This window comes from Acidovorax sp. JG5 (assembly GCF_017939685.1).
Classification (GTDB): domain Bacteria; phylum Pseudomonadota; class Gammaproteobacteria; order Burkholderiales; family Burkholderiaceae_C; genus Acidovorax.
In genome coordinates, this window is sequence record NZ_JAGKSE010000004.1 from 54,708 (window position 1) to 78,859 (window position 24,152).

At 65.2% G+C, this 24,152-nt stretch carries 21 protein-coding genes; 8 read left to right on the top strand and 13 right to left on the bottom strand.

The genetic code is table 11. From position 1 onward, the window contains the following. Positions 1 to 55 precede the first annotated feature (55 nt). The gene (locus tag J8G26_RS06085; RefSeq protein ID WP_210568292.1) at positions 56 to 1,948 is read right to left on the bottom strand and encodes a B12-binding domain-containing radical SAM protein; all 1,893 of its coding nucleotides are present in this window, start codon (positions 1,946 to 1,948) and stop codon (positions 56 to 58) included. Positions 1,949 to 2,117: 169 nt separating this feature from the next. On the opposite strand from J8G26_RS06085, the gene J8G26_RS06090 reads away from it, so the two are divergent. Then, positions 2,118 to 2,441, top strand: coding sequence for a VF530 family protein (locus tag J8G26_RS06090; RefSeq protein ID WP_198314767.1), 324 nt, complete (start codon positions 2,118 to 2,120; stop codon positions 2,439 to 2,441). 85 nt (positions 2,442 to 2,526) lie between these two features. Here J8G26_RS06090 and J8G26_RS06095 read toward each other — a convergent pair whose 3' ends face one another. The 3 genes from J8G26_RS06095 to J8G26_RS06105 all read right to left on the bottom strand — a co-directional run bounded on the left by J8G26_RS06095 (position 2,527) and on the right by J8G26_RS06105 (position 7,522). Continuing rightward, complete coding sequence (locus J8G26_RS06095; protein WP_087744593.1) at positions 2,527 to 3,495, bottom strand: alpha-E domain-containing protein; 969 nt, start codon at positions 3,493 to 3,495, stop codon at positions 2,527 to 2,529. After that, on the bottom strand, positions 3,489 to 4,952 hold the full coding sequence (locus J8G26_RS06100) for a circularly permuted type 2 ATP-grasp protein (protein ID WP_210568293.1): 1,464 nt from the start codon (positions 4,950 to 4,952) through the stop codon (positions 3,489 to 3,491). The genes J8G26_RS06095 and J8G26_RS06100 overlap by 7 nt, the downstream gene beginning before the upstream one ends. A gap of 98 nt (positions 4,953 to 5,050) precedes the next feature. Further along, a complete protein-coding gene (locus J8G26_RS06105) occupies positions 5,051 to 7,522 on the bottom strand; it encodes a DNA internalization-related competence protein ComEC/Rec2 (RefSeq protein ID WP_246881280.1) in 2,472 nt (823 codons plus the stop codon). 228 nt (positions 7,523 to 7,750) lie between these two features. Here J8G26_RS06105 and J8G26_RS06110 point away from each other — a divergent pair, with 228 nt between their 5' ends. Further along, positions 7,751 to 8,209, top strand: coding sequence for a RidA family protein (locus J8G26_RS06110; protein WP_087748202.1), 459 nt, complete (start codon positions 7,751 to 7,753; stop codon positions 8,207 to 8,209). Between the two features lie 21 nt (positions 8,210 to 8,230). Here the strand turns inward: J8G26_RS06110 and J8G26_RS06115 are convergent, their stop codons facing one another. The 4 genes from J8G26_RS06115 to J8G26_RS06130 form a co-directional block, all read right to left on the bottom strand. After that, the gene (locus J8G26_RS06115) at positions 8,231 to 10,027 is read right to left on the bottom strand and encodes a methyl-accepting chemotaxis protein (protein ID WP_210568295.1); all 1,797 of its coding nucleotides are present in this window, start codon (positions 10,025 to 10,027) and stop codon (positions 8,231 to 8,233) included. Between the two features lie 140 nt (positions 10,028 to 10,167). Then, positions 10,168 to 12,522, bottom strand: a complete 2,355-nt coding sequence (gene parC / locus J8G26_RS06120; protein ID WP_210568296.1) for a DNA topoisomerase IV subunit A — start codon at positions 12,520 to 12,522, stop codon at positions 10,168 to 10,170. Positions 12,523 to 12,537: 15 nt separating this feature from the next. Continuing rightward, positions 12,538 to 13,344: a lytic transglycosylase domain-containing protein gene (locus tag J8G26_RS06125; RefSeq protein WP_210568297.1), complete on the bottom strand. Its 807-nt coding sequence runs from the start codon at positions 13,342 to 13,344 to the stop codon at positions 12,538 to 12,540. Between the two features lie 37 nt (positions 13,345 to 13,381). Continuing rightward, positions 13,382 to 15,364 carry a DNA topoisomerase IV subunit B gene (locus J8G26_RS06130; RefSeq protein ID WP_210568298.1) on the bottom strand — a complete coding sequence of 661 codons (1,983 nt, stop codon included), beginning with the start codon at positions 15,362 to 15,364 and terminating at the stop codon, positions 13,382 to 13,384. 122 nt (positions 15,365 to 15,486) lie between these two features. On the opposite strand from J8G26_RS06130, the gene J8G26_RS06135 reads away from it, so the two are divergent. The 5 genes from J8G26_RS06135 to bamC all read left to right on the top strand — a co-directional run bounded on the left by J8G26_RS06135 (position 15,487) and on the right by bamC (position 19,578). Then, the gene (locus tag J8G26_RS06135; RefSeq protein ID WP_087744583.1) at positions 15,487 to 16,704 is read left to right on the top strand and encodes an MFS transporter; all 1,218 of its coding nucleotides are present in this window, start codon (positions 15,487 to 15,489) and stop codon (positions 16,702 to 16,704) included. A gap of 29 nt (positions 16,705 to 16,733) precedes the next feature. Next, positions 16,734 to 16,883 carry a hypothetical protein gene (locus J8G26_RS06140; protein WP_210568299.1) on the top strand — a complete coding sequence of 50 codons (150 nt, stop codon included), beginning with the start codon at positions 16,734 to 16,736 and terminating at the stop codon, positions 16,881 to 16,883. A 76-nt stretch (positions 16,884 to 16,959) separates the two neighbouring features. Beyond that, the gene (locus J8G26_RS06145) at positions 16,960 to 17,511 is read left to right on the top strand and encodes a class I SAM-dependent methyltransferase (RefSeq protein WP_087744581.1); all 552 of its coding nucleotides are present in this window, start codon (positions 16,960 to 16,962) and stop codon (positions 17,509 to 17,511) included. A 34-nt stretch (positions 17,512 to 17,545) separates the two neighbouring features. Then, positions 17,546 to 18,442 carry a 4-hydroxy-tetrahydrodipicolinate synthase gene (gene dapA, locus J8G26_RS06150; protein WP_087744579.1) on the top strand — a complete coding sequence of 299 codons (897 nt, stop codon included), beginning with the start codon at positions 17,546 to 17,548 and terminating at the stop codon, positions 18,440 to 18,442. Between the two features lie 44 nt (positions 18,443 to 18,486). Further along, positions 18,487 to 19,578, top strand: a complete 1,092-nt coding sequence (gene bamC, locus J8G26_RS06155; protein WP_087744577.1) for an outer membrane protein assembly factor BamC — start codon at positions 18,487 to 18,489, stop codon at positions 19,576 to 19,578. Between the two features lie 534 nt (positions 19,579 to 20,112). Here the strand turns inward: bamC and J8G26_RS06160 are convergent. The 3 genes from J8G26_RS06160 to J8G26_RS06170 all read right to left on the bottom strand — a co-directional run bounded on the left by J8G26_RS06160 (position 20,113) and on the right by J8G26_RS06170 (position 22,254). Continuing rightward, positions 20,113 to 20,400, bottom strand: a complete 288-nt coding sequence (locus J8G26_RS06160; RefSeq protein ID WP_210568300.1) for a hypothetical protein — start codon at positions 20,398 to 20,400, stop codon at positions 20,113 to 20,115. A gap of 199 nt (positions 20,401 to 20,599) precedes the next feature. Then, positions 20,600 to 21,118 (bottom strand): hypothetical protein, encoded by a 519-nt coding sequence (locus J8G26_RS06165; protein WP_210568301.1) that lies wholly within the window; start codon positions 21,116 to 21,118, stop codon positions 20,600 to 20,602. After that, a complete protein-coding gene (locus J8G26_RS06170) occupies positions 21,115 to 22,254 on the bottom strand; it encodes a cupin domain-containing protein (protein WP_210568302.1) in 1,140 nt (379 codons plus the stop codon). Before J8G26_RS06170 ends, J8G26_RS06165 begins: the two co-directional genes overlap by 4 nt. 54 nt (positions 22,255 to 22,308) lie before the next feature. On the opposite strand from J8G26_RS06170, the gene J8G26_RS06175 reads away from it, so the two are divergent. Next, a complete protein-coding gene (locus J8G26_RS06175) occupies positions 22,309 to 22,833 on the top strand; it encodes a peptidylprolyl isomerase (protein ID WP_210568303.1) in 525 nt (174 codons plus the stop codon). Positions 22,834 to 22,872: 39 nt separating this feature from the next. On the opposite strand, the gene J8G26_RS06180 is transcribed toward J8G26_RS06175, so the two are convergent. Together J8G26_RS06180 and dut are read right to left on the bottom strand one after the other, a co-directional pair. Further along, entirely contained in the window at positions 22,873 to 23,427 is a 555-nt protein-coding gene (locus tag J8G26_RS06180; protein ID WP_210568304.1) for a glycine zipper 2TM domain-containing protein, read from the bottom strand. Between the two features lie 216 nt (positions 23,428 to 23,643). Further along, positions 23,644 to 24,090 carry a dUTP diphosphatase gene (dut, locus tag J8G26_RS06185; RefSeq protein ID WP_210568305.1) on the bottom strand — a complete coding sequence of 149 codons (447 nt, stop codon included), beginning with the start codon at positions 24,088 to 24,090 and terminating at the stop codon, positions 23,644 to 23,646. Positions 24,091 to 24,152: the final 62 nt, after the last annotated feature.

The window sequence follows — 24,152 nt, forward strand, 5'->3', positions numbered from 1 at the left end:
GCGCAGATCCAGCGCCCAGCGGCCCATGCACCCGCCCGCAAAGTCACCCGCGCGCTCACCCGCGCTCGCGCAGCGCCCGCTCGATGCGGTTGCGCTGCACGGTGGTCTTGGGCACCTTGAAGGGGAACCAGCTGCGCACGTCTTCTTCGAGCCCGATGCCGTGCATGTAGTTGTAGATGGCTTTCTTGAGCGCGCCGCCCAGCGCGTCGTGGTCCACGCCCGTGGGGTCGTGAAAGCCGATGTCGTTCTTGGCAAAGCTCACGGGCGGCAGGGGCTGCAGGGTGACACCGTAGTCTTCGGGGTGCTGGCCTACGGGCGAGTGCACGGTGCAGGCAAAGCGGTGGAAAAACCCGCTCTGGATGCAGCCATTGGCAAACAGCTGGCGCACGTATTCAAGCGCGTCCACGGTGTCCTGCACGGTCTGCGTGGGAAAGCCATACATGAGGTAGGCGTGCACCAGAATGCCCGCATCGGTGAAGGCCCGCGTCACGCGCGCCACCTGGTCCACCGACACGCCTTTTTTCATCAGCGTGAGCAGCCGGTCAGAGGCGACTTCGAGCCCGCCCGAGATGGCGATGCAGCCGCTGTCGGCCAGCAGGTTGCACAGCTCGGGGCTGAAGGTTTTTTCAAAGCGGATGTTGCCCCACCACGATATGCCGGCATTGCGCGCGATCAGTTCGGTGGCCAGCGCCTTCAGGGCCTTGGGCGGCGCGGCTTCATCGACAAAGTGAAACCCGGTCTGCCCGGTTTCGTGCACTATTTGTGCGATGCGGTCGGCCAGCACGGTGGCTGACGCGCCTTCGTAGCGGCCGATGTAGTCCAGGCTCACGTCGCAAAAACTGCACTTCTTCCAGTAGCAGCCATGGGCCACGGTGAGCTTGTTCCAGCGCCCGTCGCTCCACAGCCGGTGCATGGGGTTGAGCATGTCCAGCAGCGACAGGTAGCTGCCCAGCGGCAGGCCATCCCAGGTGGGCGTGCCCACCTCGGCAAAGGCGATGTCGGGCTCCATCATGTTGATGTACTGCACGGCGCCCGCAACATCGCCACCCTCAGCGCCATCTTCAGCGCGCACAAAGGTGCGCACCAGCCGCTGGCGGCTGCGCTGGCCCTGCAGGTGCTCCAGCAGCGCGAGTAAAGGGCGCTCGCCGGCGTCCAGCGTGACGTAGTCAAAGTAGTCGAACACACGCGGCTCGGTCAGCTCGCGCAGCTCGGTGTTGACAAAGCCACCGCCCAGCACCGTGACGATGTGCGGGTGCTGCGCCTTGAGGGTCTGCGCAATGCGAAACGCCGCATAGGCCGCGCCCGGGAACGGCACCGACAGCAGCACCACGGTGGGCGCATGGCGCTCTACCGCGGCCAGCGTCAAATCGCGCAGCGTGTCGTCCACCAGATTGGGCGGCGCCGCCAGCGCCTGGGCCAGCGGCTCGAAGGTGGGCTGGCTGCCAGCCAGCGATTCGGCGTACCGCACAAATTCAAAGCGCGGATCGACCGCGTCGCGCAGCACATCGGCCAGGTCGTTCAGGTACAGCGTGGCCAGGTGCTTGGCGCGGTCGTGCAGGCCCAGTGCGCCAAAGGCCCAGCCCAGCGGGTCGCCACCCTCGTCATCCACATAGACATCCAGCGATGCAAAGCGCGGCCCCTCCGGCAAAAAGTTGCGTCCCACGATGCGGTGCGCCAGCGTCGAATCGCGCCCCTGCAAAAAGGCAATGGCGGGCCCAATGGTGGCCAGGTAGCGATCGCGCTGCGCCGTAAACTCCTGCATGGCGGGGCTGTGCTTTTTGGCGGGCACCGCATCCACCCGTGCCGCCACGGCGCGAAGGCCTGCGGGCGACAGCAATTGCAGCACCAGCGCCAGCGCCAGGTCTTCCTGCATCGCAGCAACCCCGCGCGAGCGCAAAAACCCCGTGAGGTACGCAGTGGACGGATAAGGGGTGTTGAGCTGCGTCATCGGTGGGATGACGGACAGGACGCGAAGAGGAGGCTGGGCGGGCATGGGAAATGGACAGGGTGACCGCCAATGCAAGGCGGGTGCTGAGGCGGATGCTGACGGGTCGTGATTATGGGCGCCCGCTCCCAACGGCGCTGCCTTGGCCCGCAATCGCCTTATGCTTGCGGCCATGAACGCCCAAGAGCCCCGCCCCACCCCAGCCCCTGAAAACCCAGCAACCCAGAACGACAAGGCGCCCCCCGCTGCCCGCCCCGCGCAACCCCACAACCCCTTGCACGGAGTGACGCTGGAGGCCATGGTGGTGGGCCTGGCCGACTATTTTGGCTGGCAAGGGCTGGGCGAGCGCATCCCGGTGCGCTGCTTTCAAAGCGACCCCAGCGTGTCATCGAGCCTGAAATTCCTGCGCAAGACGCCCTGGGCGCGCGAAAAGGTCGAGAGCCTCTATCTGTTCATGCTGCGCGACCAGCGGCGCAACGCCCAGGACTCCAACTGAAGCGGGCCGAGAGCCTTTCGGCCACGGCAAAAAACGTTCAGCCTCTTGCGCCAGCGCTCACATCCGGGTGCAAAAACCAGGTGCTTCAGTCGCCCGCAGCCACCAGGAAGTCGCGGCTGATCCCCCCGCCCAGTTCGTTCACCCGGTCGAGAAACTGCGTCAGATAGGCGTGCAAACCTGTGGCCAGGATTTCATCGATGCGCCCATATTGCAGCTCCGACAGCAAGCGACCGGCGCAGCGCTGCGTCTCGGCCGACTGCTCGTTGGCCACAACCGCCAGGTTGTCCACCACCTCGCGCAGGCTGGCGTGCAGCGAGCGGGGCATGTCGCGGCGCAGGATCAGCAGGTCGGCCACGCGCCCCGGGGTGATCACGTCGCGGTACACCTTGCGGTACACCTCGAACGCTGAAACGCTGCGCAAGATGGCGCTCCAGTGGTAGAAGTCGTTCTCCTGGTTGCGCTCGCTGGAGCGGCCAAAAAAGTCGTTGTTCACGGCATGGAACTTCACATCCAGCAGGCGCGCCGTGTTGTCGCTGCGCTCCAGAAAAGTGCCCAGCCGCAAAAAATGAAAGGCTTCGTCCTGCAGCATGGTGCCCAGCGTGACCCCGCGTGACAAGTGCGAGCGGTACTTGACCCATTCAAAGAACTGGCCTGGATCGCGCTCGAAGGAGCCACCTTCGAGGCCTTCGAGCTGCCGGGCCAGCTCCAGCCAGGTTTGGTTCTGCGTTTCCCAGACTTCGGTGGTCAGCGCACCGCGCACCGCCCGCGCGTTCTCCCGCGCAGCCCGCAGGCACGACAGGATGGAGGACGGATTGTCGCCATCGCGCACCATGAATTCGAGCACCTTGGCAGGGGTGACATCCCCGTGCTTTGCGGTGTAGGCGGGAATCAGCTCGCTGATCGACAACAGCCCCAGCCAGCCCTCCTGGGCCATGGCGGCCGACTGCGGCAGCAGCGATGTCTCATAGCTCACGTTGAGCATGCGGGCGGTGTTCTCTGCCCTTTCCGTATATCGTGACATCCAGAACAGATGATCGGCAGTGCGGCTCAGCATGGTTCACCTCCTTCTTGTCCCAGCACCCAGGTGTCCTTGGTGCCGCCGCCTTGCGACGAGTTGACGACCAGCGAGCCCTCCTGCAAGGCCACGCGCGTGAGGCCGCCTGCCACCATCTGCACCTCGCGGCCGCTGAGCACGAAGGGGCGCAGGTCAATATGGCGCGGGGCGATGCCGCTGTCCACAAAGGTCGGGCAGGTGGACAGGCTGAGCGTGGGCTGGGCGATGTAGCCCGCCGGATTGGCCAGCAAGGCGCGGCGGAATTCTTCGATTTCGGCCCGCGTGGCGGCCGGGCCGATGAGCATGCCGTAACCGCCGGCGCCGTGCACTTCCTTCACCACCAGTTCAGACAGGTGCGCCAGCACATACTGCAGGTCGTCGGGCTTGCGGCACATCCAGGTGGGCACGTTGTGCAGGATCGGCTCTTCACCGAGGTAAAAACGGATCATCTCGGGCACATAGGGGTACACCGATTTATCATCGGCCACGCCCGTCCCCACGGCGTTGCAGATGCCCACATTGCCCGCGCGGTAGGCGTCCATGAGGCCCGCGCAGCCCAGCGTGGACGTGCGGCGAAACACTTGCGGATCGAGGAAGTCATCGTCCACCCGCCGATAGATCACATGCACCCGCCGCAAGCCGCGCGTGGTGCGCATGTACACAAAGCGGTCCTTGACCACCAGGTCCTGCCCCTCCACCAGCTCCACCCCCATCTGCTGTGCGAGAAAGGCGTGCTCGAAATAGGCGCTGTTGTGCATGCCGGGCGTGAGCACCACCACCGTGGGTTCAGCCACCGTGGCCGGGGCACTGGCGCGCAGGGTTTCGAGCAGCAGGTCGGGGTAATGCGCCACGGGCGCCACCGCATGCGCGCTGAACAGCTCGGGGAAAAGCCGCATCATCATCTTGCGGTTTTCCAGCATGTAGGAAACCCCCGAGGGCACGCGCAGGTTGTCTTCCAGCACGTAGTAAACGCCCTCCCCCTGCGCATTTGCGGCCCGCACGATGTCGATGCCGGCGATGTGCGCATAGATGTCTCTGGGCACCTGCACGCCGGCCATCTCGGGGCGGTACTGCGCGTTGTTCAGCACCAGATCGGACGGAACAATGCCCGCACGCAAAATGTCCTGCCCGTGATAGACATCATGGATGAAGCGGTTGAGCGCCGTGACCCGCTGCACCAGGCCGCGCTGCATTTGCGCCCACTCATGGCCGGGGATGATGCGGGGAATCAGGTCGAACGGAATGAGCCGCTCGTTGCCGGCCCCGCCTTCGTCCTTGGCGCCATAGACCGCAAACGTGATGCCCACGCGCCGAAAGATCATCTCGGCTTGGGCCCGTCGGGCCTGCATGGCATCAGCGGGCTGGCGCGCAAGCCACTGACCGTAGCGCTTGTAGTGCTCGCGCACATTGCTGCCATCAAAGGGCAGCATGGCGTACATCTCGTCGAATTTCTGCATGAGCGGGCCTCCTGGGATCAGGATAGCAAGTTGCGCGCCCACCGTCTTGTTCCATGGCAAGCAACAACCCGGGCCACAGACCCCGGCACCAGCGCCCGCTATGGCGCCATGTGGTGCTGCCAGTAGCGCTGCCCGGCTTCCCGCTCGCAACGCACCTGCAGGGGCTGCGCCGAACGCCAGGTGGCCGCGCCGCAGCGCGCGGACTCCACCACCCGAATCTGCCGCTCCTGGTAGCGCCCCAGTACCTCGGGCGCCGGGTGCCCAAAACGATTGCGGTAACCGGCCTGCACCAAGGCGGTGCGTGGTTGCACGGCATCCAAAAACGGCGCGCTCGATGAAGTCTTGCTGCCGTGGTGTGGCACCAGCATCACATCGGCGGCCAGCGGTGCCGCACCCGCCACCAAAGCCTGCTCCTGCACCTGCTCGATATCCCCCGCCAGCAAGGCCACCGCGGGCGCAGGCCCCTGGGTTGCAATGCGCAAGACGCAGCTGGCGGCATTGGTGTGTGTGGCGAGCGCGGGGCGTGCGGTGCCTGCGCCATCGCCCGCTGCCGGGTGCAGCACCTCGAAGGCCACGCCATCCCAATCCCAGCGCTGCCCCGCCACGCAGGGCGTGGCCGGGCGCAGCACCTGCAGTTCATGCGCTGCTTCGATCGATCCCGTCAGGGCCGCCTGGGGTTGCTGTGCCAGCACGGCGGCCGCGCCACCGGTGTGGTCGGAATCCCGGTGGCTCAGCATGAGCAGATCCACCCGCTCGCCCAAAGCGCGCAGCAGGGGCACCAGCACGCGGTGGCCTGCATCGCTTTCGCGGCTGAAGCGTGGGCCCGCGTCGTACAGCAGCGCATGCGTGGCGGTGCGCACCAGCACGGCGTTGCCCTGGCCAATGTCGGCCGCCAGCAGCTCGAACTGGCCCGGCACAGGCCGCGCCGGCTGCCACCACAGCGCGGGCAGCAGCAAAGGCAACGCCAGCGCACGCACCGCCCAGGGCACGCGCATGGCCAGCAGCGCGCCGCCCACCACCGCCGCCACCCCCGCCCACAACGGCGCCATCGGAACAAACGCCACGGCCAGGGGCCAGGCCGCAAGCCACTGCAGCAAAACGGCCAGGGGCTGCACTGCCCATGCCGCCAGGCTCCATAGCGGCGCCCACAGAACACCCGCCAGCGCCAATGGTGTGACCACCAGCGTGACCCACGGAATCGCCAACAGATTGGCCGCAAACCCCACCAGAGACACCTGACCAAACAGCAGCAGGGTGAGCGGCGTCAACGCCAGCGTGACCACCCATTGCTCTCTCAAAAGTGCATAAAAATGGGCTTTAGCGCTTATCCCATAAGCGCTACCAGCTATGTTATTGGTAGCAAATAACACCGCCACCGCCACAAAACTCAACCAAAATCCCGCCTGCCACAGCGCCCACGGGTCCACCGCCACCACCACGGCGCAGGCCAACAACCACACCTGCGGCCAAGGCCAGCGGCGCCCGCTGAGCTGCAGTGCGGCGATGGTTGCCAGCATCAGCACGGTGCGCTGTGCGGGCACGCCCCAGCCACTGAAAAGCGCATACAAGCCGGCCAGCAAGACGCCTGCAAGCAAGGCTGCAGTGGGCGCCGGCAGCGCCAGGCACAACCGCGCCGAACGGCACCACAGCCGCCGAACCACCAGCGCGGCCAGCCAGGCAAACAGTGTGATATGCAGGCCCGAGATGCTCATCAGGTGTGCCACGCCGGTGGCGCGGAACACGTCCCAGTCGGCGCGGTCAATCGCACGCTGGTCGCCCGTGACCAGGGCCACCACCACGCCGGCAACACGCGCCGGGCCATCCTCGCCGACTGCGGCCCTGCCGGCGAGGCGGGCCACGATGGCGTCCCGCACCGCCTGGCGCGCACGCTCGACGGGGTGACGCCAGGTGCTGGCAAGCCGCACCGGGGGTGCATCGTTGGCGCCGGTGCGCACATAGCCCGTGGCCTGCACGCCCTGCTCCCACATCCAGAGTTCGAAATCGAAGCCATGGGGGTTGCGCGCACCATGGGGCGCCTTGAGGCGAACCGTCATCTCCCAGCGCTCGCCGGCCCGCAGCGTGGGCGGTTGCCGCGATGCGTCGGCAGGCTGGGCCATGTCGAGCGCCGCATCGCCGTACCACGACACATCCACCAACGGGGGCAACGCCACCGCAGTGCCTTGCCACAACGCAGACTCGATCTCCAGACGCAGGCGCACGCCCGCTTCGTTCACCTGCGGCATGGCGGCGATCACGCCGGTCACGCGCAGGTCGCGCCCCTCCAGCCCCGGCGACAGCGCATGGGACGCATAGGCACCGGCGCGCAGCCCGCACAAGGCAAACAAGGCCATGGCCCCGGCGCAGGCAGCAAAGCCCAGGGCCCCGACATGGCGCCAGCGTCGCCCGGCAGCCTGAGAGCGATGCGCCACCCACGCCCGACACCAGCCGCTGGCCAGCCACGCGACGCCCCCCAAGGCCAGCAACACGCCATAAACCGGCCAAGGCCACAGCACGGGCTGCTGCAGCTGCAGCGCCGCCCCCACCAGGGTCCCCAACAAACACGCCGGCATGCGCCATGCACCCAGCACGGCCCGCTCCTCGTGCGGGTCCGACGCGGCTGGATGGAATGCGCTGGAGGCTATGGGCGGCATGGGCACATGCTAAACCCACCCCGCGATGCCGAAATGGGCCATGCGCGCGCGTGCATGTGTAACACTGGCGACCTCTGCACCGGCACCCGGGCTCGGCGCTTTTGCCCGCGCCTGACCGGAAATTTCTCTATCCCCTTCAAGGAAACCATGAGCGTTTACGACAAGCTGAAAGAACTGAACATCACCCTGCCGCCCGTGTCCGTGCCGGCCGCCGCCTATGTGCCGTATGTGCAGACTGGCAATCTGGTGTTCCTGAGCGGCCACATCGCACGCAAGGACGGCAAGCCCTGGGCCGCCCAGTTTGGCCGCGATATCACCACCGAAGAAGGCAAGGCCGCCGCTCGCGCGGTGGCCATTGACCTGATGGGCACGCTGCACGCGGCTTGCGGCGGCGACCTGAACCGCGTCCAGCGCATCGTGAAGGTAATGAGCCTCGTCAACTCCACCGGCGACTTCACCGAGCAACACCTGGTGACCAATGGCGCCAGCGAACTGCTGGGCCAGGTGTTTGGCGAGAAGGGCGTGCACGCACGCAGCGCCTTTGGCGTGGCACAGATTCCGATGGGTGCGTGCGTGGAAATCGAATTGATCGCCGAGCTGGCCTGAAAGCCGACCGGCACCCGCTTCTTAAAAAGTTTCCCAGTCGTCATCTCCACCCTGCGCCACGGCGGCCACACGGGGCGCTGGCACGGGTGCGGATGACTTGCGCGGCTGTGGGGCAGACGGCGCTGCTGCAGTGGGCTTGGTTCCAGCGCCCGCCAGCTGCTGTGCGGAAGGCTTGCTCACCACCACAGTGCGTTGCGCCCTGGCTGCGGTTCCTGCAACGCCGGCCACCGGCGCCGGCACGGCGCGGGCCACGGGGGCCTGCACGCCATAAGCGGCCGCGTTGACCTTGAACACCGACACCATCTGCGCCAGCTGCTCGGCCTGCTCGCGCAGGCTTTGCGCGGCAGAGGCACTTTCTTCGACCAGCGCGGCGTTTTGCTGCGTCATCTGATCCAGGTTGCCCACCGCCTGGTTGACCTGGGCAACGCCCACACTTTGCTCGGTGGATGCGGCGGTGATCTCGCCAATCATGTCGGTCACGCGCTGGACGGACTGCACGATGTCGGCCATGGTGCCGCCGGCATCCGCCACGAGCCGGGAGCCGGTGTCCACCTTTTCCACCGAGGCATTGATCAGCTGCTTGATCTCCTTGGCGGCCTCGGCGCTGCGCTGCGCCAGGCTGCGCACTTCGCTGGCCACCACGGCAAAACCGCGCCCCTGCTCACCAGCGCGCGCGGCCTCCACTGCGGCATTGAGCGCCAAGATGTTGGTCTGGAAGGCAATGCCATCGATCACGCCGATGATGTCGGCGATTTTCTTGCTGCTGTGGTTGATCTCGTCCATGGTGGCGACCACTTGCGTCACCACCTCGCCGCCCCGGCGCGCCACGCCGGTGGCGCCCACGGCCAGGCTGCTGGCCTGCTGGGCGCTGCTGGCGCTTTGTTGGATGGTGCTGGTGAACTGCTCCATGGCAGCCGCGGTTTCCTGCAGGTTGCTCGACGTCTGCTCGGTGCGGGCAGACAGGTCGTGGTTACCGGTGGCGATTTCGGCGCTGGCCGTGGCAATGCTGTCGGTGCTTTGGCGCACCTGGTGCACCACACGGCCCAGGGCGTCGCTCATGGCGTATTGCGACCGCAGCAAGTCACCGAATTCATCGCCACGCGTGATGGTGGCCTGCATGCTCAGGTCGCCCGCGGCAATGCGGGCGGCGAGCTCATTGGCCTGGGCCAGGGGCTGCTGAATGCTGCGGATCAAAAAATAAGCCCCGCCAATGATGGCCAGCAGCAAGACGGCCACCGCCGTGGCGCCGATCTTCACGGTCAACATGCGAGAGGCGGCCATCTCAGCCAGGTTCGTTTGCGCTGTCTGCTGCTGCATTTGCACAAAGTCGCGCAATGTCTGCAGATAGGCGGTGACCGCAGGGTTGTAGGCTTGCTTGACCAGGGCCACCGCCTGCTCGGCCTGCCCATCGGCCTTGAGTTGACGGGCCTGCACCCGCAGGTCAGTCATGGTTTTTCGCGCCGCCGCAATCTTGGCCATCTGTGCCTTGTCCTGCTCCGACAAAGCCATGCCTTCCAGGGACTTCTGCACTTCGCTGATCTGCGCCGACGTGGCCGCGATGACGTCCTTGAACTCCAACTCCACCGCCGGATCGCTGCTGACGATCAGCGCCTGCGTGCGCGCAGCATTGGTCTCGGTCAGGCCCGCCCAGCGGATGGCCGAAGAGACCCGGGCCCCCATTTCCTTCGCCGCCGCGTCGGCCTGCACCTGCACCTTGGCGGAGCGGTACCCCGAAAAAACCACCACCGCGATCAGCATGACCACGATAAATGCAACCGCCAGCCACAGCTTGTGGGCAATGCGAAGTTGGTTCAGCATCATTTGTCTCCCGTACTCAGATTGTTTGTCACCGATAGTGCGTGATATTTCATTTTTCTACAAATCCCGAGCATCCCCCAGGGACGCCCCACCTGCGCAGAGAATGCCGGCGAACGGCAGCGCGGATGCCGACACAGCAACTATTCGACGCGCGCCACGGATGACGGCTTGAACCCCAGGTCTGCGACCTTGCCCTTGCGGCCCCGGGCTGCACGGGCATTGTTGAGCGAGCGGATCTCCAGCGTTTCTTCGCGCGCCTTGCCGCCCCGGCCCACGCCCTCGATACGGATGCTGCGCGTGTAGGCGGCGGCACCCGCGAGCTGGTCCTTGGGCTCCAGGTCGATCAGCACCAGGCCGCGACCGCCGTTGGCCAGGGTCTTGAGCTCACTGATCTCGAACGTCAGGATGCGGCCGCCCGCCGAGGCACAGGCCACATGCGTGGCGGCAGGCAGCGGTTGCCCGCCGGTGCTGCCCGCCGCATGGGAAGGCGGGCACACGGTCTCGCCCTCGCCCAGGGTCAGGAAGGACTTGCCGCCCTTCTGGCGCGACACCAGGTTGTCCACGCTGGCCAAAAAGCCATAGCCGCCCGAATTCGACAGCAGCAAGGTGGCACTGGCCGGGCCCGCAAAGTAGTGCAGCAGCTGCGTGCCCGATTCCAGTTCGATCAAGGTGGTCACCGGCTGGCCGTCGCCGCGCCCGCCGGGCAGCAGCGCCACCGGCACCGAATAGACCCGGCCATTGCTGCCAAACGCGATCAGCTGGTCCACGGTGCGGCATTCAAACGTGGCATAGAGCCCATCGCCCGCCTTGAAGGCGAAGCTGGCCGCCTCGTGGCCGTGGCCGTTGCGGGCACGCACCCAGCCTTTTTGCGAAACCACCACCGTGACGGGCTCGTCCACCACCTTGACCTCGGCCACGGCCTTCTTTTCGGCCTGGATCAGCGTGCGGCGCGGGTCGGCAAAGGTCTTGGCGTCTGCCTCGATTTCCTTGACCATGGTGCGGCGCAGCGAGCCGGGGTTGTTCAGGATGTCTTCGAGCTTGCCCTGGCTTTCGCGCAGTTCTTTCAGTTCCTGCTCGATTTTGATGGCCTCCAACCGCGCCAATTGGCGCAGGCGGATTTCAAGAATGTCTTCGGCCTGCCGGTCGCTCAGCGCAAAGCGCGCAATCAGCGCCGCCTTGGGCTCGTCGGCCTGGCGGATGATGGCGATCACCTCGTCGATGTTGAGCAGCACGGTCTGCCGCCCTTCAAGGATGTGGATGCGATCGAGCACCTTGGCCAGGCGGTGCTGCGTGCGGCGCGTGATGGTGGTCTGGCGGAAGGCAATCCACTCTTCCAGCATCAGCCGCATGGATTTCTGCACGGGCTTGCCATCGAGCCCGACCATGGTGAGGTTGATGGGGGCCGAGGTTTCGAGGCTGGTGTGCGCCAGCAGCGCGGTGATCAGCTCTTGATGCGGCGTTTTGCCCGTCTTGGGCTCGAACACCAGGCGCACCGGGGCGTCCTTGCTGGATTCGTCGCGCACCACATCGAGCACGGCCAGCACGCTGGCCTTCAGTTGCGTCTGGTCCTGGCTCAGCGCCTTTTTGCCGGCCTTGACCTTGGGGTTGGTGATTTCTTCGATTTCTTCGAGCACGCGCTGCGTGCTCACACCGGGCGGGAGCTCGTTGACCACCAGTTGCCACTGGCCGCGCGCCAGCTCTTCGATCTTCCAGCGCGCCCGCACTTTGAGGCTGCCCCGGCCGGTGCGGTAGGCGTCGGCAATGTCGCCGGGGCTGCTGATGATCTGGCCGCCGCCGGGGTAGTCGGGCCCGGGCACCAGCGCGAGCAACTCCTCCTGGCTCAGCGACGGCGTCTTGATCAGCGCGATGCAGGCGTCGGCGATCTCGCGCAGGTTGTGGCTGGGGATTTCGGTGGCCAGGCCCACGGCAATGCCGCTGGCGCCATTGAGCAGCGCAAACGGCAGGCGCGCGGGCAGCTGGCGGGGCTCTTCGGTACTGCCGTCGTAGTTGGGCATGAAATCGACCGTGCCTTCGTCGATTTCGTCGAGCAGCAGGCTGGTGATGCGCGACAGGCGCGCCTCGGTGTAGCGCATGGCCGCAGCGCCGTCGCCGTCGCGGCTGCCGAAGTTGCCCTGGCCGTCGATCAGCGGGTAGCGCTGGGCAAAGTCTTGCGCCATGCGCACCAGCGCGTCGTAGGCCGACTGGTCACCGTGCGGGTGAAAGCGGCCCAGCACATCGCCCACCACGCGGGCGCTTTTGACGGGCTTGGCCGCCGTGCTGCGCGTGGGGCCGCTGTAGCCCAGGCCCATGCGGTCCATCGAATACAGAATGCGCCGCTGCACGGGCTTGAGGCCATCGCACACATCGGGCAGCGCGCGGCCCTTGACGACGGACAGCGCGTATTCCAGATAGGCGCGCTGGGCATAACCGGCCAGGTCCAGGGAGTCGCCGCCGTCGCCGGCGGTGGTGAAATCGAGAGTGGGTTGATCGCTCATTCGTTGGGGTTCGGTTCAGTCACGTTCTGGGGCAGTGCCCGAGAGTTCCATGCGCACGCGGCCGGGTGTGACGCGCTGGGCCAGCGCAGATGCAGGCGGTTTGAGCTGGGCGTACAGGCCGAGCACGGTGCGCACATAGTTCTGGGTTTCCTTGTAGGCCGGAATCCGGTTGCCCGCCCGTTGCACCGCGCCCTCGCCCGCGTTGTAGGCGGCCAGGGCCAGGTCCAGGCGGCCGGGAAACAGATCGAGCAGATAGCGCAGGTAGCGGGTGCCGGCAGACACATTCACCGCCGGGTCCACCAGCTTTTGCGCCACCGTCCGGCGGGCATCCGCCGCCACGCCGAAGCGTCCTGCCGTGGCCGGCATCACCTGCATCAGGCCGATGGCCCCTTTGGGTGACACGGCGCTGGCGTCAAACCCCGACTCGGTGGCGATCAAGGCCTGCAGCAGTTCATAGTCCACCCCCTGGTGGCTGGCCGATGCGCGCAGGTGGTGTTTGACGCGCTTGTAGTCGGGCGAAATGTCAAAAAAAGCCAGCAAGCGCGCGCCGGCCACGGGCAGCGCCACCGGCGACGGCAGAGCCTGCTGCGAGGACTGCAACGCACCCTGCGCCCCATCGCGCGACGAATCAAACTGCGTGCCGCGAAAAAACAGCTGATAGCGCGCATCCGTCTGCTCTGCAGCGAAGTGGGTCACGCCGCGCTCGTCCACAAAAGCCCACAGGTCGGCATGTGCTGACTGCTGCGTTATCAATAGCAGCAGGGGCACAGCCAGCAAGCGCAAACGACCGAAAAGGCCTAAAAATCGAAGGATCGTGGACATGGCAGGCACCGGCAGTGGGTGGTCAGAATATCCGAGGTCAGATATCCACTTCCACCGCGTCGCCATGCAGCTCCATCAGCTCGCGGCGCGAAGCGGCCTCGCCCTTGCCCATGAGCTTGGTGATGAGCCCTTCGGTGGCGGCAAAGTCGGTGCCGCCCAGCTGCACGGGCAACAGGCGCCGGGTGTCGGGGTTGAGCGTGGTCTCCCACAGCTGCTCGGCGTTCATCTCGCCCAGGCCCTTGAAGCGGCTGATCTGGCATTTTTCGCGCGGCACGCCATCTTTCTCGCATTTGTCGAGGATGGCGGTGAGCTCGCCTTCGTCCAGCGCATACATCTTGGCCGCCGGCTTTTTGCCGCGCGCGGGCACGTCCACGCGAAACAGTGGCGGGCGCGCCACATAGATGTGGCCGGTCTCAATCAACTTGGGAAAGTGCCGGAAGAACAGTGTGAGCAGCAACACCTGGATGTGCGAGCCATCCACGTCGGCGTCACTCAAGATGCAGACCTTGCCATAGCGCAGGCCCGACAGGTCGGGCGAGTCATCAGGGCCGTGCGGGTCCACCCCCATGGCCACCGAGATGTCGTGGATTTCGTTGTTGGCAAACAGCCGGTCGCGGTCCACCTCCCAGGTGTTGAGCACCTTGCCGCGCAGTGGCAGCACGGCCTGGTTCTCCTTGTCGCGGCCCATCTTGGCGCTGCCGCCGGCCGAATCGCCCTCGACCAGAAACACTTCGTTGTAGGCAATATCGCGGCTCTCGCAATCGGTGAGCTTGCCTGGCAGCACGGCCACGCCCGAGCCCTTGCGCTTTTCGACCTTCTGGCCGGCCTTCTGGCGCGTCTGCGCGGCCTTGATGGCCAGCTCGGCCAGCTTCTTGCCGTATTCGACATGCTGGTTGAGCCAGAGCTCGAGCGCCGGGCGCACAAAGCCGCTCACCAGCCGCACCGCGTCGCGCGAGTTCAGGCGCTCCTTGATCTGGCCCTGGAACTGCGGGTCCAGCACCTTGGCTGAAAGAACATAGCTGGCCCGCGCAAACACGTCTTCGGGCATCAGCTTCACGCCCTTGGGCAACAGGCTGTGCAGCTCGATGAAGCTTTTGACGGCATTGAACAGGCCATCGCGCAGGCCGCTTTCGTGGGTGCCGCCGGCGCTGGTGGGGATCAGGTTGACATAGCTTTCGCGCACGGGCGGGCCGTCTTCGGTGAAGGCCACGCACCACGAGGCGCCCTCACCCTCGGCAAAGTTGTCGTTGCCACTGTCGGCAAAGCCATCGCCCTCGAACAGCGGGATCACCGGCTCGCCGTTGAGCGTCTGCTGCAGGTAGTCGCGCAGGCCGCCCTTGTATTGCCAGGTTTGCGTATCACGCGTCTTCTCGTTGACCAGCGAGACCTGCACGCCGGGCATCAGCACCGCCTTGCTGCGCAGCAGGTGGGTGAGCTCGCCCAGCGGCAAAGTGCTCGATTCAAAGTATTTGGCGTCGGGCCACACGCGCACCGTGGTGCCCTGCTTGCGCTCGCCCGCCTCCAGGGCGCGGGTGACCAGGGGCTCGACCACGTCACCACCAGAGAACACCAGGCGCGCCACTTGCCCTTCGCGGTGGCTGCTGGCCTCCAGGCGCGTGGCCAGCGCGTTGGTCACGCTCACGCCCACGCCATGCAGGCCGCCCGAGAAGCTGTAGGCGCCGCCCTTGCCTTTGTCGAACTTGCCGCCCGCGTGCAGGCGGGTGAAAACCAGCTCGATCACCGGCGCCTTTTCTTCGGGGTGCATGCCAAACGGAATGCCGCGCCCATCGTCTTCGATGCCCACCGAGCCGTCGGCGTGCAGCGTGACCTTGATCTTTTTCCCGTAGCCGGCCAGCGCCTCGTCGGCGGCGTTGTCGAGCACTTCCTGGATGATGTGCAGGGGGTTGTCGGTGCGGGTGTACATGCCCGGGCGCTGCTTGACGGGCTCCAGGCCCTTGAGCACACGGATCGAACCCTCGGAATATTCGCTGGCGGACACAGAAGACGGTTTGGCAGACATGGGGCGGATTGTAGTGCCGCAGCGCCGCAGGAACTGGATAAATACCCAGCCATCCTCCATGGTGCCATCCCGGGTCATGCAGGCGTCAGGCAACGGGGTGGAAGATTGGCTACATTTCCCGCATGCCTACGAATCCTCCCAAACTGTCGATGTTCCAGGTGCTGGCGTGCGGTGCCGCCATCGTGACGCTGTCCATGGGCATTCGCCATGGCTTCGGCCTGTGGCTGCAACCCATCACCCAGGAAATGGGCTGGACGCGGCAGTCGTTTGCCCTGGCGATTGCGATCCAGAACCTCTCGTGGGGAATCATCGGCATCTTTGCGGGCATGGCCGCAGACCGGTTTGGCGCCTTTCGCGTGCTGATGGGCGGGGCGGTACTGTATGGACTGGGCCTGGCCGGCATGGCGCTGTCGCCGACGCCCACCGTGTTTGCCCTCACCGCTGGCGTGCTGATCGGCGCGGCCCAGGCCGGCACCACCTATGCCGTGATCTACGGCGTGCTGGGCCGCCAGATTGCGCCCGAAAAGCGCTCGTGGGCCATGGGCGTGGCGGCGGCGGCCGGCTCGTTTGGCCAGTTCCTGATGGTGCCGGTGGAAGGCTGGCTGATTGCCGGGCTGGGCTGGCAGCAGGCGCTGCTGGCGCTGGCGCTGATGGTGCTGCTCATCATTCCACTGGCTTTTGGCCTGCGCGAGCCGGGGTTTCACGGATCGGCCCCTGCCCAGCGCGACCAGTCGATTGCGCAGGCGCTGGGTGAAGCGTTCCGCTACCCCAGCTTTCTGTTGCTGACGGCAGGGTATTTTGTCTGCGGCTTTCAGGTGGTGTTCATTGGCGTGCACTTGCCCAGCTACCTGCGCGACCACGGCCTTTCGCCCCAGGTGGCCAGCTATGCGCTGGCGCTGATCGGGCTGTTCAATGTGTTTGGCACCTACATTGCGGGCACGCTGGGCCAGCGCATCCCGAAGCGCAACATATTGGCCTTCATCTACTTTGCGCGGGCCGTGGTCATCACCGTTTTTCTGCTGGTGCCGCTGTCGCCGCTGTCGGTGTATGTGTTTTCGGCCGTAATGGGGGCGCTGTGGCTATCCACCGTGCCGCCCACCAATGCCACGATTGCGCAGATTTTTGGCGTGCAGCACCTGTCGATGCTGGGCGGCTTTGTCTTCTTCAGCCACCAGGTGGGCAGCTTCATGGGGGTGTGGCTGGGCGGCTATCTGTATGACCGCACCGGCAGCTACGATGTGGTGTGGTACATCGCGATCGGGCTCGGCATCTTTGCCGGGCTGGTGAATCTGCCCATCAAGGAAGCCCCCATCCAGCGCGCCACGCCGCAGCCCGCCTGACAGCCATCAACACCATTTTCGCAACGGCCATGCACACCCCCTCTGCGCGCTTCACATCCCGCCCTGCCCGGCTGCTGGGCTGGGTGGCCGCCGTGCTGATCTTGCTGGCGGTGTTTGCGCTGTACACGCAGTCAAGCTTCATGGTCATGCTGGCAGACCAGCTGTGGGCATGCTTCTGAGAAGTTCAAGCCTTTTTGGCCGTTAGCGCTTATACACAAAGCGCAAGCAGCTATTGTTTGTATAGCAACACACCCCATGCACGGCACTGAAGCCCCTTCCGACTGGGTTCGCCGCTGGTCACCCCTGGCACCACCGGGCAGCACGGTGCTGGATGTGGCCTGCGGCGCGGGCCGCCACCTGCGCTGGATGCACGAACACGGCCATCCCACCGTGGGCGTGGACCGCTCTACCGATGCCGTGGCGGCCTGCGCCGCCTGGGGCGACATCCACTGCGCCGACATTGAAGCAGGCCCCTGGCCTTTTGCTGGCCGCCAGTTTGGCGCAGTGATCGTCACCAACTACCTCTGGCGCCCGCTGCTGCCCACCTTGGTCAACAGCGTGGCCCCTGGCGGCGTGCTGATCTATGAAACCTTCGCCAGCGGCAACGAAACCGTGGGACGCCCCGCGCGCGCCGACTTTCTGCTGCAACCGGGCGAACTGCTCGCCGCCTGCGCGGGCCTGCGCACAGTGGCCTACGAAGACGGGTTTCTGGGGTCACCCGCACGTTTCGTGCAGCGCATTGCCGCCGTGCGCGAAACCCCGCACCCAAGCCAGCCCGTCCGATACCGCCTGGACCTTGCGGTCTAGTTAGAATGCCCTTTTACCGTTTTCACTTGCGGACATGACCTCTTCTTCCGTCCCCCTTACCGGCAGCATCGTCGCCCTTGTCACCCCCATGCACGAGGACGGTAGCGTGGACTACCCCACCCTGCGCAAACTGATCGACTGGCACATCGCCGAGGGCACCGACTGCATCGGCGTGGTGGGCACCACGGGCGAGTCGCCCACGGTCAATGTCGAGGAGCATTGCGAGATCATCCGCGTGGCCGTGGAACAGGCGGCCAAGCGCGTGCCCATCATGGCCGGCTGCGGCGCCAACTCCACCGCCGAGGCCATTGAACTCGCCAAGTTTGCCAAGAACGTGGGCGCCGACAGCCAGCTGCAGGTGGTGCCCTACTACAACAAGCCCACGCAAGAAGGCCAGTACCAGCACTTCAAGGCCATTGCCGAAGCCACGGGCGACCTGCCCATCGTGCTGTACAACGTGCCCGGCCGCTCGGTGGCAGACATGCTGCACGACACCGTGCTGCGCCTGGCCCAGGTGCCCGGCATCATTGGCGTCAAGGAAGCCACGGGCAACATCGAGCGTGCCCAATGGCTGATCCGCGATGTGCCAAAGGGCTTCGCCGTGTATTCGGGCGACGACCCCACCGCTGTGGCCCTGATGCTGTGCGGCGGCCATGGCAACATCAGCGTGACCGCCAACGTGGCGCCCCGCCTGATGCATGAATTGTGCGTGGCCGCACTGGCCGGCAACGTACAACGCGCGATGGAAATCCAGTTTCAGCTGATGCCGGTGCACAAAAACCTGTTCATCGAAGCCAACCCCATTCCCGTCAAATGGGCCATGGCCCGCATGGGCCTGTGCACAGGCACCATGCGCTTGCCCATGACCCCCCTGAGCCAGGGCCACGAAGCCACCGTGGAAGCCGCCCTGCGCGCCAGCGGTCTGCTGTAAGCCGACTGCCCTGCCACACCCCTAGACACTCTGAGGATTTCCGCGTGAATCACACTGCACGATTGGGCCTGCTGGGCCTTGCCATGGCCCTGTCCGCCTGCTCCGTACTGGAAAACGACAAGATCGACTACAAGAGCGCCACCCAGGGGGCCACGCTGGAAGTGCCCCCCGACCTGACGCAGCTATCGCGAGAAAATCGGTACGCAGTGCCCGGCACCGCGGTGTCTGCCGCAGCCTTCCAGGCGGGCCAGAACACGAAGACATCCACCACCTCCAGCGCAGCAGCCACCAAAATCGGCGATGTCCGCATCGAACGCAACGGCAACCAGCGCTGGCTGGTGATTGACCGGCCTGCCGACCAGTTGTGGGAGCCCGTGCGGGAATACTGGCTGGAGAACGGCTTCAACCTGGCCATCGATCAGCCCGATCTGGGCATCCTGGAGACCGACTGGGCGGAAAACCGCGCCAAGCTGCCCCAGGACATCATCCGCTCCACCATCGGCAAGGTGTTTGAATCGCTGTATTCCACCGGCGAGCGCGACAAGTTCCGCACGCGCCTGGAGCGCAATGCGGCCGGTGGCACCGAAATCTATATCACCCACCGAGGCATGGTCGAGGTCTACACCAGCACCGCCAAGGACAGCACCATCTGGCAGCCCCGCGCCGCCGATCCCGAACTGGAAACCGAATTCCTGCGCCGGCTGATGGTCAAGCTGGGTGTGAGCAAAGAGCAATCGCAGGCCGTTGCAGCAGCACCGGCCTTGAAGGCTGCCACGGTGCGCATGACCTCGGCAAACAATGTGCCCGTGATGCAGATGGATGAAGGTTTTGATCGAGCATGGCGCCGCGTCGGCCTGGCCCTGGACCGCACCGGTTTCACCGTGGAAGACCGCAACCGCAATGACGGCCTGTATTTTGTGCGCTACGTGGCACCAGGAACCGACAAGAAGGAGCCCGGCTTCTTCAGCAAACTGCTGGGTGGCGGATCTGCCGCCACACCGCCTCTGAAGTACCGCGTGTTGGTGCGCAGCCAGGGTGAAGCCACCACGGTGTCCGTGCTGAACGAGGGCGGAGCTCCTGAGTCGTCTGCCAACGCCGAACGCATCCTGCGCGTGCTGGCCGACGACCTGAAATAAAGCCAGCCTACCAATGCTGCGCTTTCGCAGCTTGGGCAGCGGCAGCTCAGGCAATGCCACCGTGGTGGAGGCTGGCGACGGATTGCATGTCCGTCGCATGCTGGTGGACTGCTGCTTCGGCATCCCGCTCATGATCCGGACATGCTCAAGGCATCCGGCTACCCCGCTTTTCTGAAGCGACGCATTACGGGTAAGCATAGACATCTCGCCAACCACGCCGCCGGCATCCTGGCAGCCGTTCGGCACCCAGGACTGAACCGCGTGGTGACGGCCCACCTCAGCGCGCAGAACAATCAGCCCCGACTGGCATAAGAGGCACTTGCACATGCGATGGAATGGCCCAATCACGACGTAGACATTGCATTGGCCACCGTTGGCACAGACTGGATCAATGCGGCACAGCCGCTGTAGTTGGCGCCACATGCAAGCGGCGGCTGCGCCGCCAACAAAAAAGCCCCGCACCTGTGACAGGCCGGGGCTTTCAAACCTCAGGAACTCCAGCAAAGCTGGCAGCCCCTGAAATTCATGCGTGCTTTACTTGGCAGCAGAAGCAGCGGTGGCTGCAGCGGCAGCAGCAGCGTCCACAGCAGTCTTGGCTTCGGTTGCGGCGGTGGCAGCAGCGTCGACAGCAGTCTTGGCAGAGTCATCAGCAGAAGCAGCTGCTTCAGCGGCAGGTGCTACTGCTTCAGCGGCAGGTGCAGCAGCAGCTGCAGGCGCTTCGACAGGAGCGGGGGCAGGAGCAGCAACAGGCTCTTCCTTCTTGCCGCAAGCGGCGAGGGCGGCAGCAGCGATCAGGGTAGCCAGAACGAGGGATTTCTTCATTTCAATTTTCCTAGTTGGACAGACAAAAAACCGGAATTGCCACCACGACCGGCTTCTGAGGCCATTGACGCGTTGGCGGAATGCATTTGCATGCGTTTCAGCGCAGTCAGCAATTATATTGGGGTTTCGTCAATCCCGACTAACGCTGACTTGTCGCACACACCGCATTTCATTTTTCATGCATTAAGCACTATCAACGTTACAACCCCAAAGTGGTTGACGGAAAACCCGGTGAACTTTTGCTTCGCAACCATTCATTGAGCGATTCCCGCAGCAAAACGCGCCGCTCCGGCTCAACGCCGGAAACCCCCACGCAACGCAAGGGATCAAGGCGGTGCAGCACCCAGGCGGGTGACCACAAAGCACTGAGAAGGTCCAGCGGGTCTGCCGACGGACTGCGCCGGCAGGTGATGATGTGATCCCATGTGCTGCGCCATCGAACAAAGCGCGCGTGCCGCCGAATGACTTCATCAAACGTGCAAGCCAGCATGGTGAATCGCCGGCCACTGTGCGCCCACTGCTGCAACGACTCGATCACGGCAAGTTCGCCCAGCGGCCAGTCATGGAAATTGACGTCACTCACCACAATTTCCGACCAGCCATCGCGGGCCGCCGTGGCCAGGCCATCGCGCACCAGCTGCATGAACGCCTCCCGGCCACTGAACCGACCAGAAGGCAAGTCGGGCAGCGGTTGCGCTGCGGGTGGCGCATCGGTCATGGGGTTTCCTGGGAATCCTTGCGGGAATGGGCCCAGCCAGCGTCGCACCAGGCAGACAGCAACTCCAGGGCATCATCGCTTGCACGCGCCAGGTCGCGGCTGCGCAACCGGCGCTCATCCGCCAGGCGCCGCATCAGCGTCGCATCGCGGCCTGCCGCGCGGTAGCTTTCGCCATTGATGAAGACATGGTGTGCGTCGTACATCATGCGGGTGCGTCGATCGAGTTCCACCCCCTCCAGCATCACGCCCGCGCCATGGGGCTCAAACCACACGCTGGGCTTGGGCTCGGTCAGGTATTCACCCAGCGCCCGCTCCAGCACCAGCGGCTCGCTCAATGCGCGTTGCAATGCCTCACGGGCAAAGTCGTGCAGCCGCTCCGGGATGGCTGCGGGCTGCTCCACGGCGTCCTGGCCCGCGTCACGGTAGCGAACGGGCGCATCGTCCTCGCCCGCATCCTCTGCCACCCGCACCAGGAGTTCCTGCGCCAGCTCGGCGCGCGCCGGTGCCCGGAACCCGATCGAATAGGTCATGCATTCCCCTTCGGCCACGCCATCGTGGGCGTAGCGGGGCGGCAGGTACAGCATGTCACCGGGCTCCAGCACGAACTCTTCCTCGGGCTCGAACTGCGCCAGCACCTTCAGCGGAATATCGTCCCGCAAGCTCAGGTCTTTTTGCCGACCGATGCGCCAGCGGCGGCGGCCATGGGCCTGCAGCAAAAATACGTCGTAGCTATCAAAATGCGGGCCCACACCGCCACCATCACTGGCATAGCTGATCATCAGATCATCGAGCCGCGCCTCTGGAACAAACCGGAATTGCTGCAGGATGGCGTGCACCTGGTCGTTGTGCAGATCAACACCCTGCACCAGCAAGGTCCAGTCGGGCTGCTGCAGGGCCGGCAAGGCCCGGCGCGAAAAGGGGCCATGGCGCAGCTTCCAGGCATCCTTGACCTGCTGCACCAGCCGGGATTCCACGCCCTCCTGGGCAGCCAGCGCAAACAGCCCGGCGCGCGACACGGGCGGCGTGAACCGGGGGATGGCCTGGCGCACCAGCAAGGGCTTTTTCTGCCAGTGCCGGCGCATGAACTGCGCAGGGGTCAGGCCGCCGAGCAGGGTGAGGGGTTGCTGGATATCCATGAAAACCTGTCCGCCCCATGACAGGGCCATTGATCAAACTGCGACAATTCTCCTATGGAAATTACCCAACAATGTGTGGTCGCACTGACCTGGACCCTGAAAGACACCCTTGGCGAAGAACTGGACGTGCTCGACGACCCGGTGGAATTCCTGGTGGGCGGCGACGATCTGCTGCACCGCATCGAGGAAGCCCTGCAAGGCCACGGCCCGGGCGCCACGCTGGCGCTGCACCTTGAGCCCGAGGATGCCTTTGGCGACTTCAACGACCAATTGCTGTTTCTGGAACCGCGCAACCTCTTCCCTGCGGAAATCGAGGAAGGCATGACGTTCGATGGCAGCGCGCTGCCCGAAGGTGTCAACCCCTCGGCGCCCCGCAGCGGGCTTTACACCGTCACGGAAATCTATCCCGAGCACCTGGTGCTGGACGGAAACCATCCGCTGGCCGGCATTGCCCTGCGGCTGCAACTGACAGTGCAGGGCGTGCGCGAAGCCACCGAAGACGAGATTGGCAAAGGCACGGCCGGCACCGGTTTCTTTCGCATTCAACCCCAGGCACCCGGCAACTCGCTGCTGCATTGAAAGGGCGGCCCTTGCAGGCCACCCATTGGCACGATCGGGTTACTGACGGGAAATCTGACCGTTGTACAGACGCACCCGGTCGCCTGGGCGCAGATCGCCCGGATTGCTCACGTCGTAGGAACGGTAGCCGCCCTGGTCGAGCTGGATCGAGATGCGGTACCCCTGCACCTCGCCGCCGCCGGTGTTGTTGCGCCCTTCAATGGCGTTACCCGCCAACGCGCCACCGATCACGCCGACCGCAGTGGCCGCAGTGCGGCCCGAGCCTCCACCCACCTGGTTGCCCAGCACGCCACCCACCACGGCGCCGAGCACGGCACCTGCGCCAGTGGTCTGCCCCTGGCTGCGCGCACCCTGCAGCACCTCGATATTGGCAACGCGGCCGTATTCGGTGCCCATGGGCTGGTTCGAATAGGCCGGCGCATTGCTTTGGTAGCCGCCGGAGGAATATCCGCCCGACGGATATTGCGCTGGGGACTGGGTTGGGGACTGGGTTGGGTATTGCGAGGGGTAGGGCTGCTGCGGCGCGCAGGCTGCCAGCGCTCCCAGCAAAAGGACAGAGCCCACCAGGGTGGCGGAACGTGTGATCTGGCGCATATCAGTTCTCCTTCAATATTTCAGTGGGTGCGGTGCCATGGCGCAGTCGCTCACTGCACCGCCGAATGAATCAATTGAAGCACGGGCCCGAGGCTCCCCTGGACGGCGAAGCACGAACGCACAGGTCGGCACCGGGCGCGTCGCTTTGTAGGAACGCGCCGACACGTTAGCGCAGAAACCCGCCCCCAAGCCCGGTGCCGTCCCCGGTGCCGCCGCCTACCCCTTGCCCGTGGAGCCGTAGCCGCCCTCGCCACGCTCGGTGGCCTCGAACTCGGTCACCACATTGAACTGCGCCTGCACCACCGGAACGATCACCAACTGGGCCAGTCGCTCCAGGGGCTCCAGCGTGAAAGGCACGGTGCTGCGATTCCAGGCACTGACCATGAGCTGCCCCTGGTAATCGCTGTCGATCAGGCCCACCAGATTGCCCAGCACGATGCCGTGCTTGTGTCCCAGACCCGAGCGCGGCAGGATGAGCGCAGCATAGCCTGGGTCTTTGATGAACACGGCAATGCCCGTGGGCACCAGGTGCCAGGCGTTGGGCGCCAGCACCAAGGGCGCATCGATGCAGGCCCGCAGGTCCAGGCCCGCACTGCCCGGCGTGGCATAGGTCGGCAACTGATCCGCCATGCGCGGATCAAGAATCTTCACGTCAATCTTCACTTTTTGCTTTCTCAATGCGCTGCATAGCGCGCGAAATCGCCATCGGGCGGCGTGCCGCACTC

What these genes read in the sequence shown, in the direction of transcription:
- J8G26_RS06130 (WP_210568298.1), bottom strand. Translation starts at nt 15,364, where the DNA reads ATGTCTGCCAAACCGTCTTCTGTGTCCGCCAGCGAATATTCCGAGGGT.
- J8G26_RS06165 (WP_210568301.1), bottom strand. Translation starts at nt 21,118, where the DNA reads ATGACCGATGCGCCACCCGCAGCGCAACCGCTGCCCGACTTGCCTTCT.
- J8G26_RS06115 (WP_210568295.1), bottom strand. Translation starts at nt 10,027, where the DNA reads ATGCTGAACCAACTTCGCATTGCCCACAAGCTGTGGCTGGCGGTTGCA.
- J8G26_RS06095 (WP_087744593.1), bottom strand. Translation starts at nt 3,495, where the DNA reads ATGCTGAGCCGCACTGCCGATCATCTGTTCTGGATGTCACGATATACG.
- parC (WP_210568296.1), bottom strand. Translation starts at nt 12,522, where the DNA reads ATGAGCGATCAACCCACTCTCGATTTCACCACCGCCGGCGACGGCGGC.
- J8G26_RS06105 (WP_246881280.1), bottom strand. Translation starts at nt 7,522, where the DNA reads ATGCCGGCGTGTTTGTTGGGGACCCTGGTGGGGGCGGCGCTGCAGCTG.
- J8G26_RS06170 (WP_210568302.1), bottom strand. Translation starts at nt 22,254, where the DNA reads ATGGATATCCAGCAACCCCTCACCCTGCTCGGCGGCCTGACCCCTGCG.
- J8G26_RS06175 (WP_210568303.1), top strand. Translation starts at nt 22,309, where the DNA reads ATGGAAATTACCCAACAATGTGTGGTCGCACTGACCTGGACCCTGAAA.
- J8G26_RS06125 (WP_210568297.1), bottom strand. Translation starts at nt 13,344, where the DNA reads ATGTCCACGATCCTTCGATTTTTAGGCCTTTTCGGTCGTTTGCGCTTG.
- dapA (WP_087744579.1), top strand. Translation starts at nt 17,546, where the DNA reads ATGACCTCTTCTTCCGTCCCCCTTACCGGCAGCATCGTCGCCCTTGTC.
- J8G26_RS06100 (WP_210568293.1), bottom strand. Translation starts at nt 4,952, where the DNA reads ATGCAGAAATTCGACGAGATGTACGCCATGCTGCCCTTTGATGGCAGC.
- J8G26_RS06110 (WP_087748202.1), top strand. Translation starts at nt 7,751, where the DNA reads ATGAGCGTTTACGACAAGCTGAAAGAACTGAACATCACCCTGCCGCCC.
- J8G26_RS06180 (WP_210568304.1), bottom strand. Translation starts at nt 23,427, where the DNA reads ATGCGCCAGATCACACGTTCCGCCACCCTGGTGGGCTCTGTCCTTTTG.
- J8G26_RS06140 (WP_210568299.1), top strand. Translation starts at nt 16,734, where the DNA reads ATGCACACCCCCTCTGCGCGCTTCACATCCCGCCCTGCCCGGCTGCTG.
- J8G26_RS06145 (WP_087744581.1), top strand. Translation starts at nt 16,960, where the DNA reads ATGCACGGCACTGAAGCCCCTTCCGACTGGGTTCGCCGCTGGTCACCC.
- J8G26_RS06160 (WP_210568300.1), bottom strand. Translation starts at nt 20,400, where the DNA reads ATGAAGAAATCCCTCGTTCTGGCTACCCTGATCGCTGCTGCCGCCCTC.
- J8G26_RS06135 (WP_087744583.1), top strand. Translation starts at nt 15,487, where the DNA reads ATGCCTACGAATCCTCCCAAACTGTCGATGTTCCAGGTGCTGGCGTGC.
- J8G26_RS06090 (WP_198314767.1), top strand. Translation starts at nt 2,118, where the DNA reads ATGAACGCCCAAGAGCCCCGCCCCACCCCAGCCCCTGAAAACCCAGCA.
- J8G26_RS06085 (WP_210568292.1), bottom strand. Translation starts at nt 1,948, where the DNA reads ATGACGCAGCTCAACACCCCTTATCCGTCCACTGCGTACCTCACGGGG.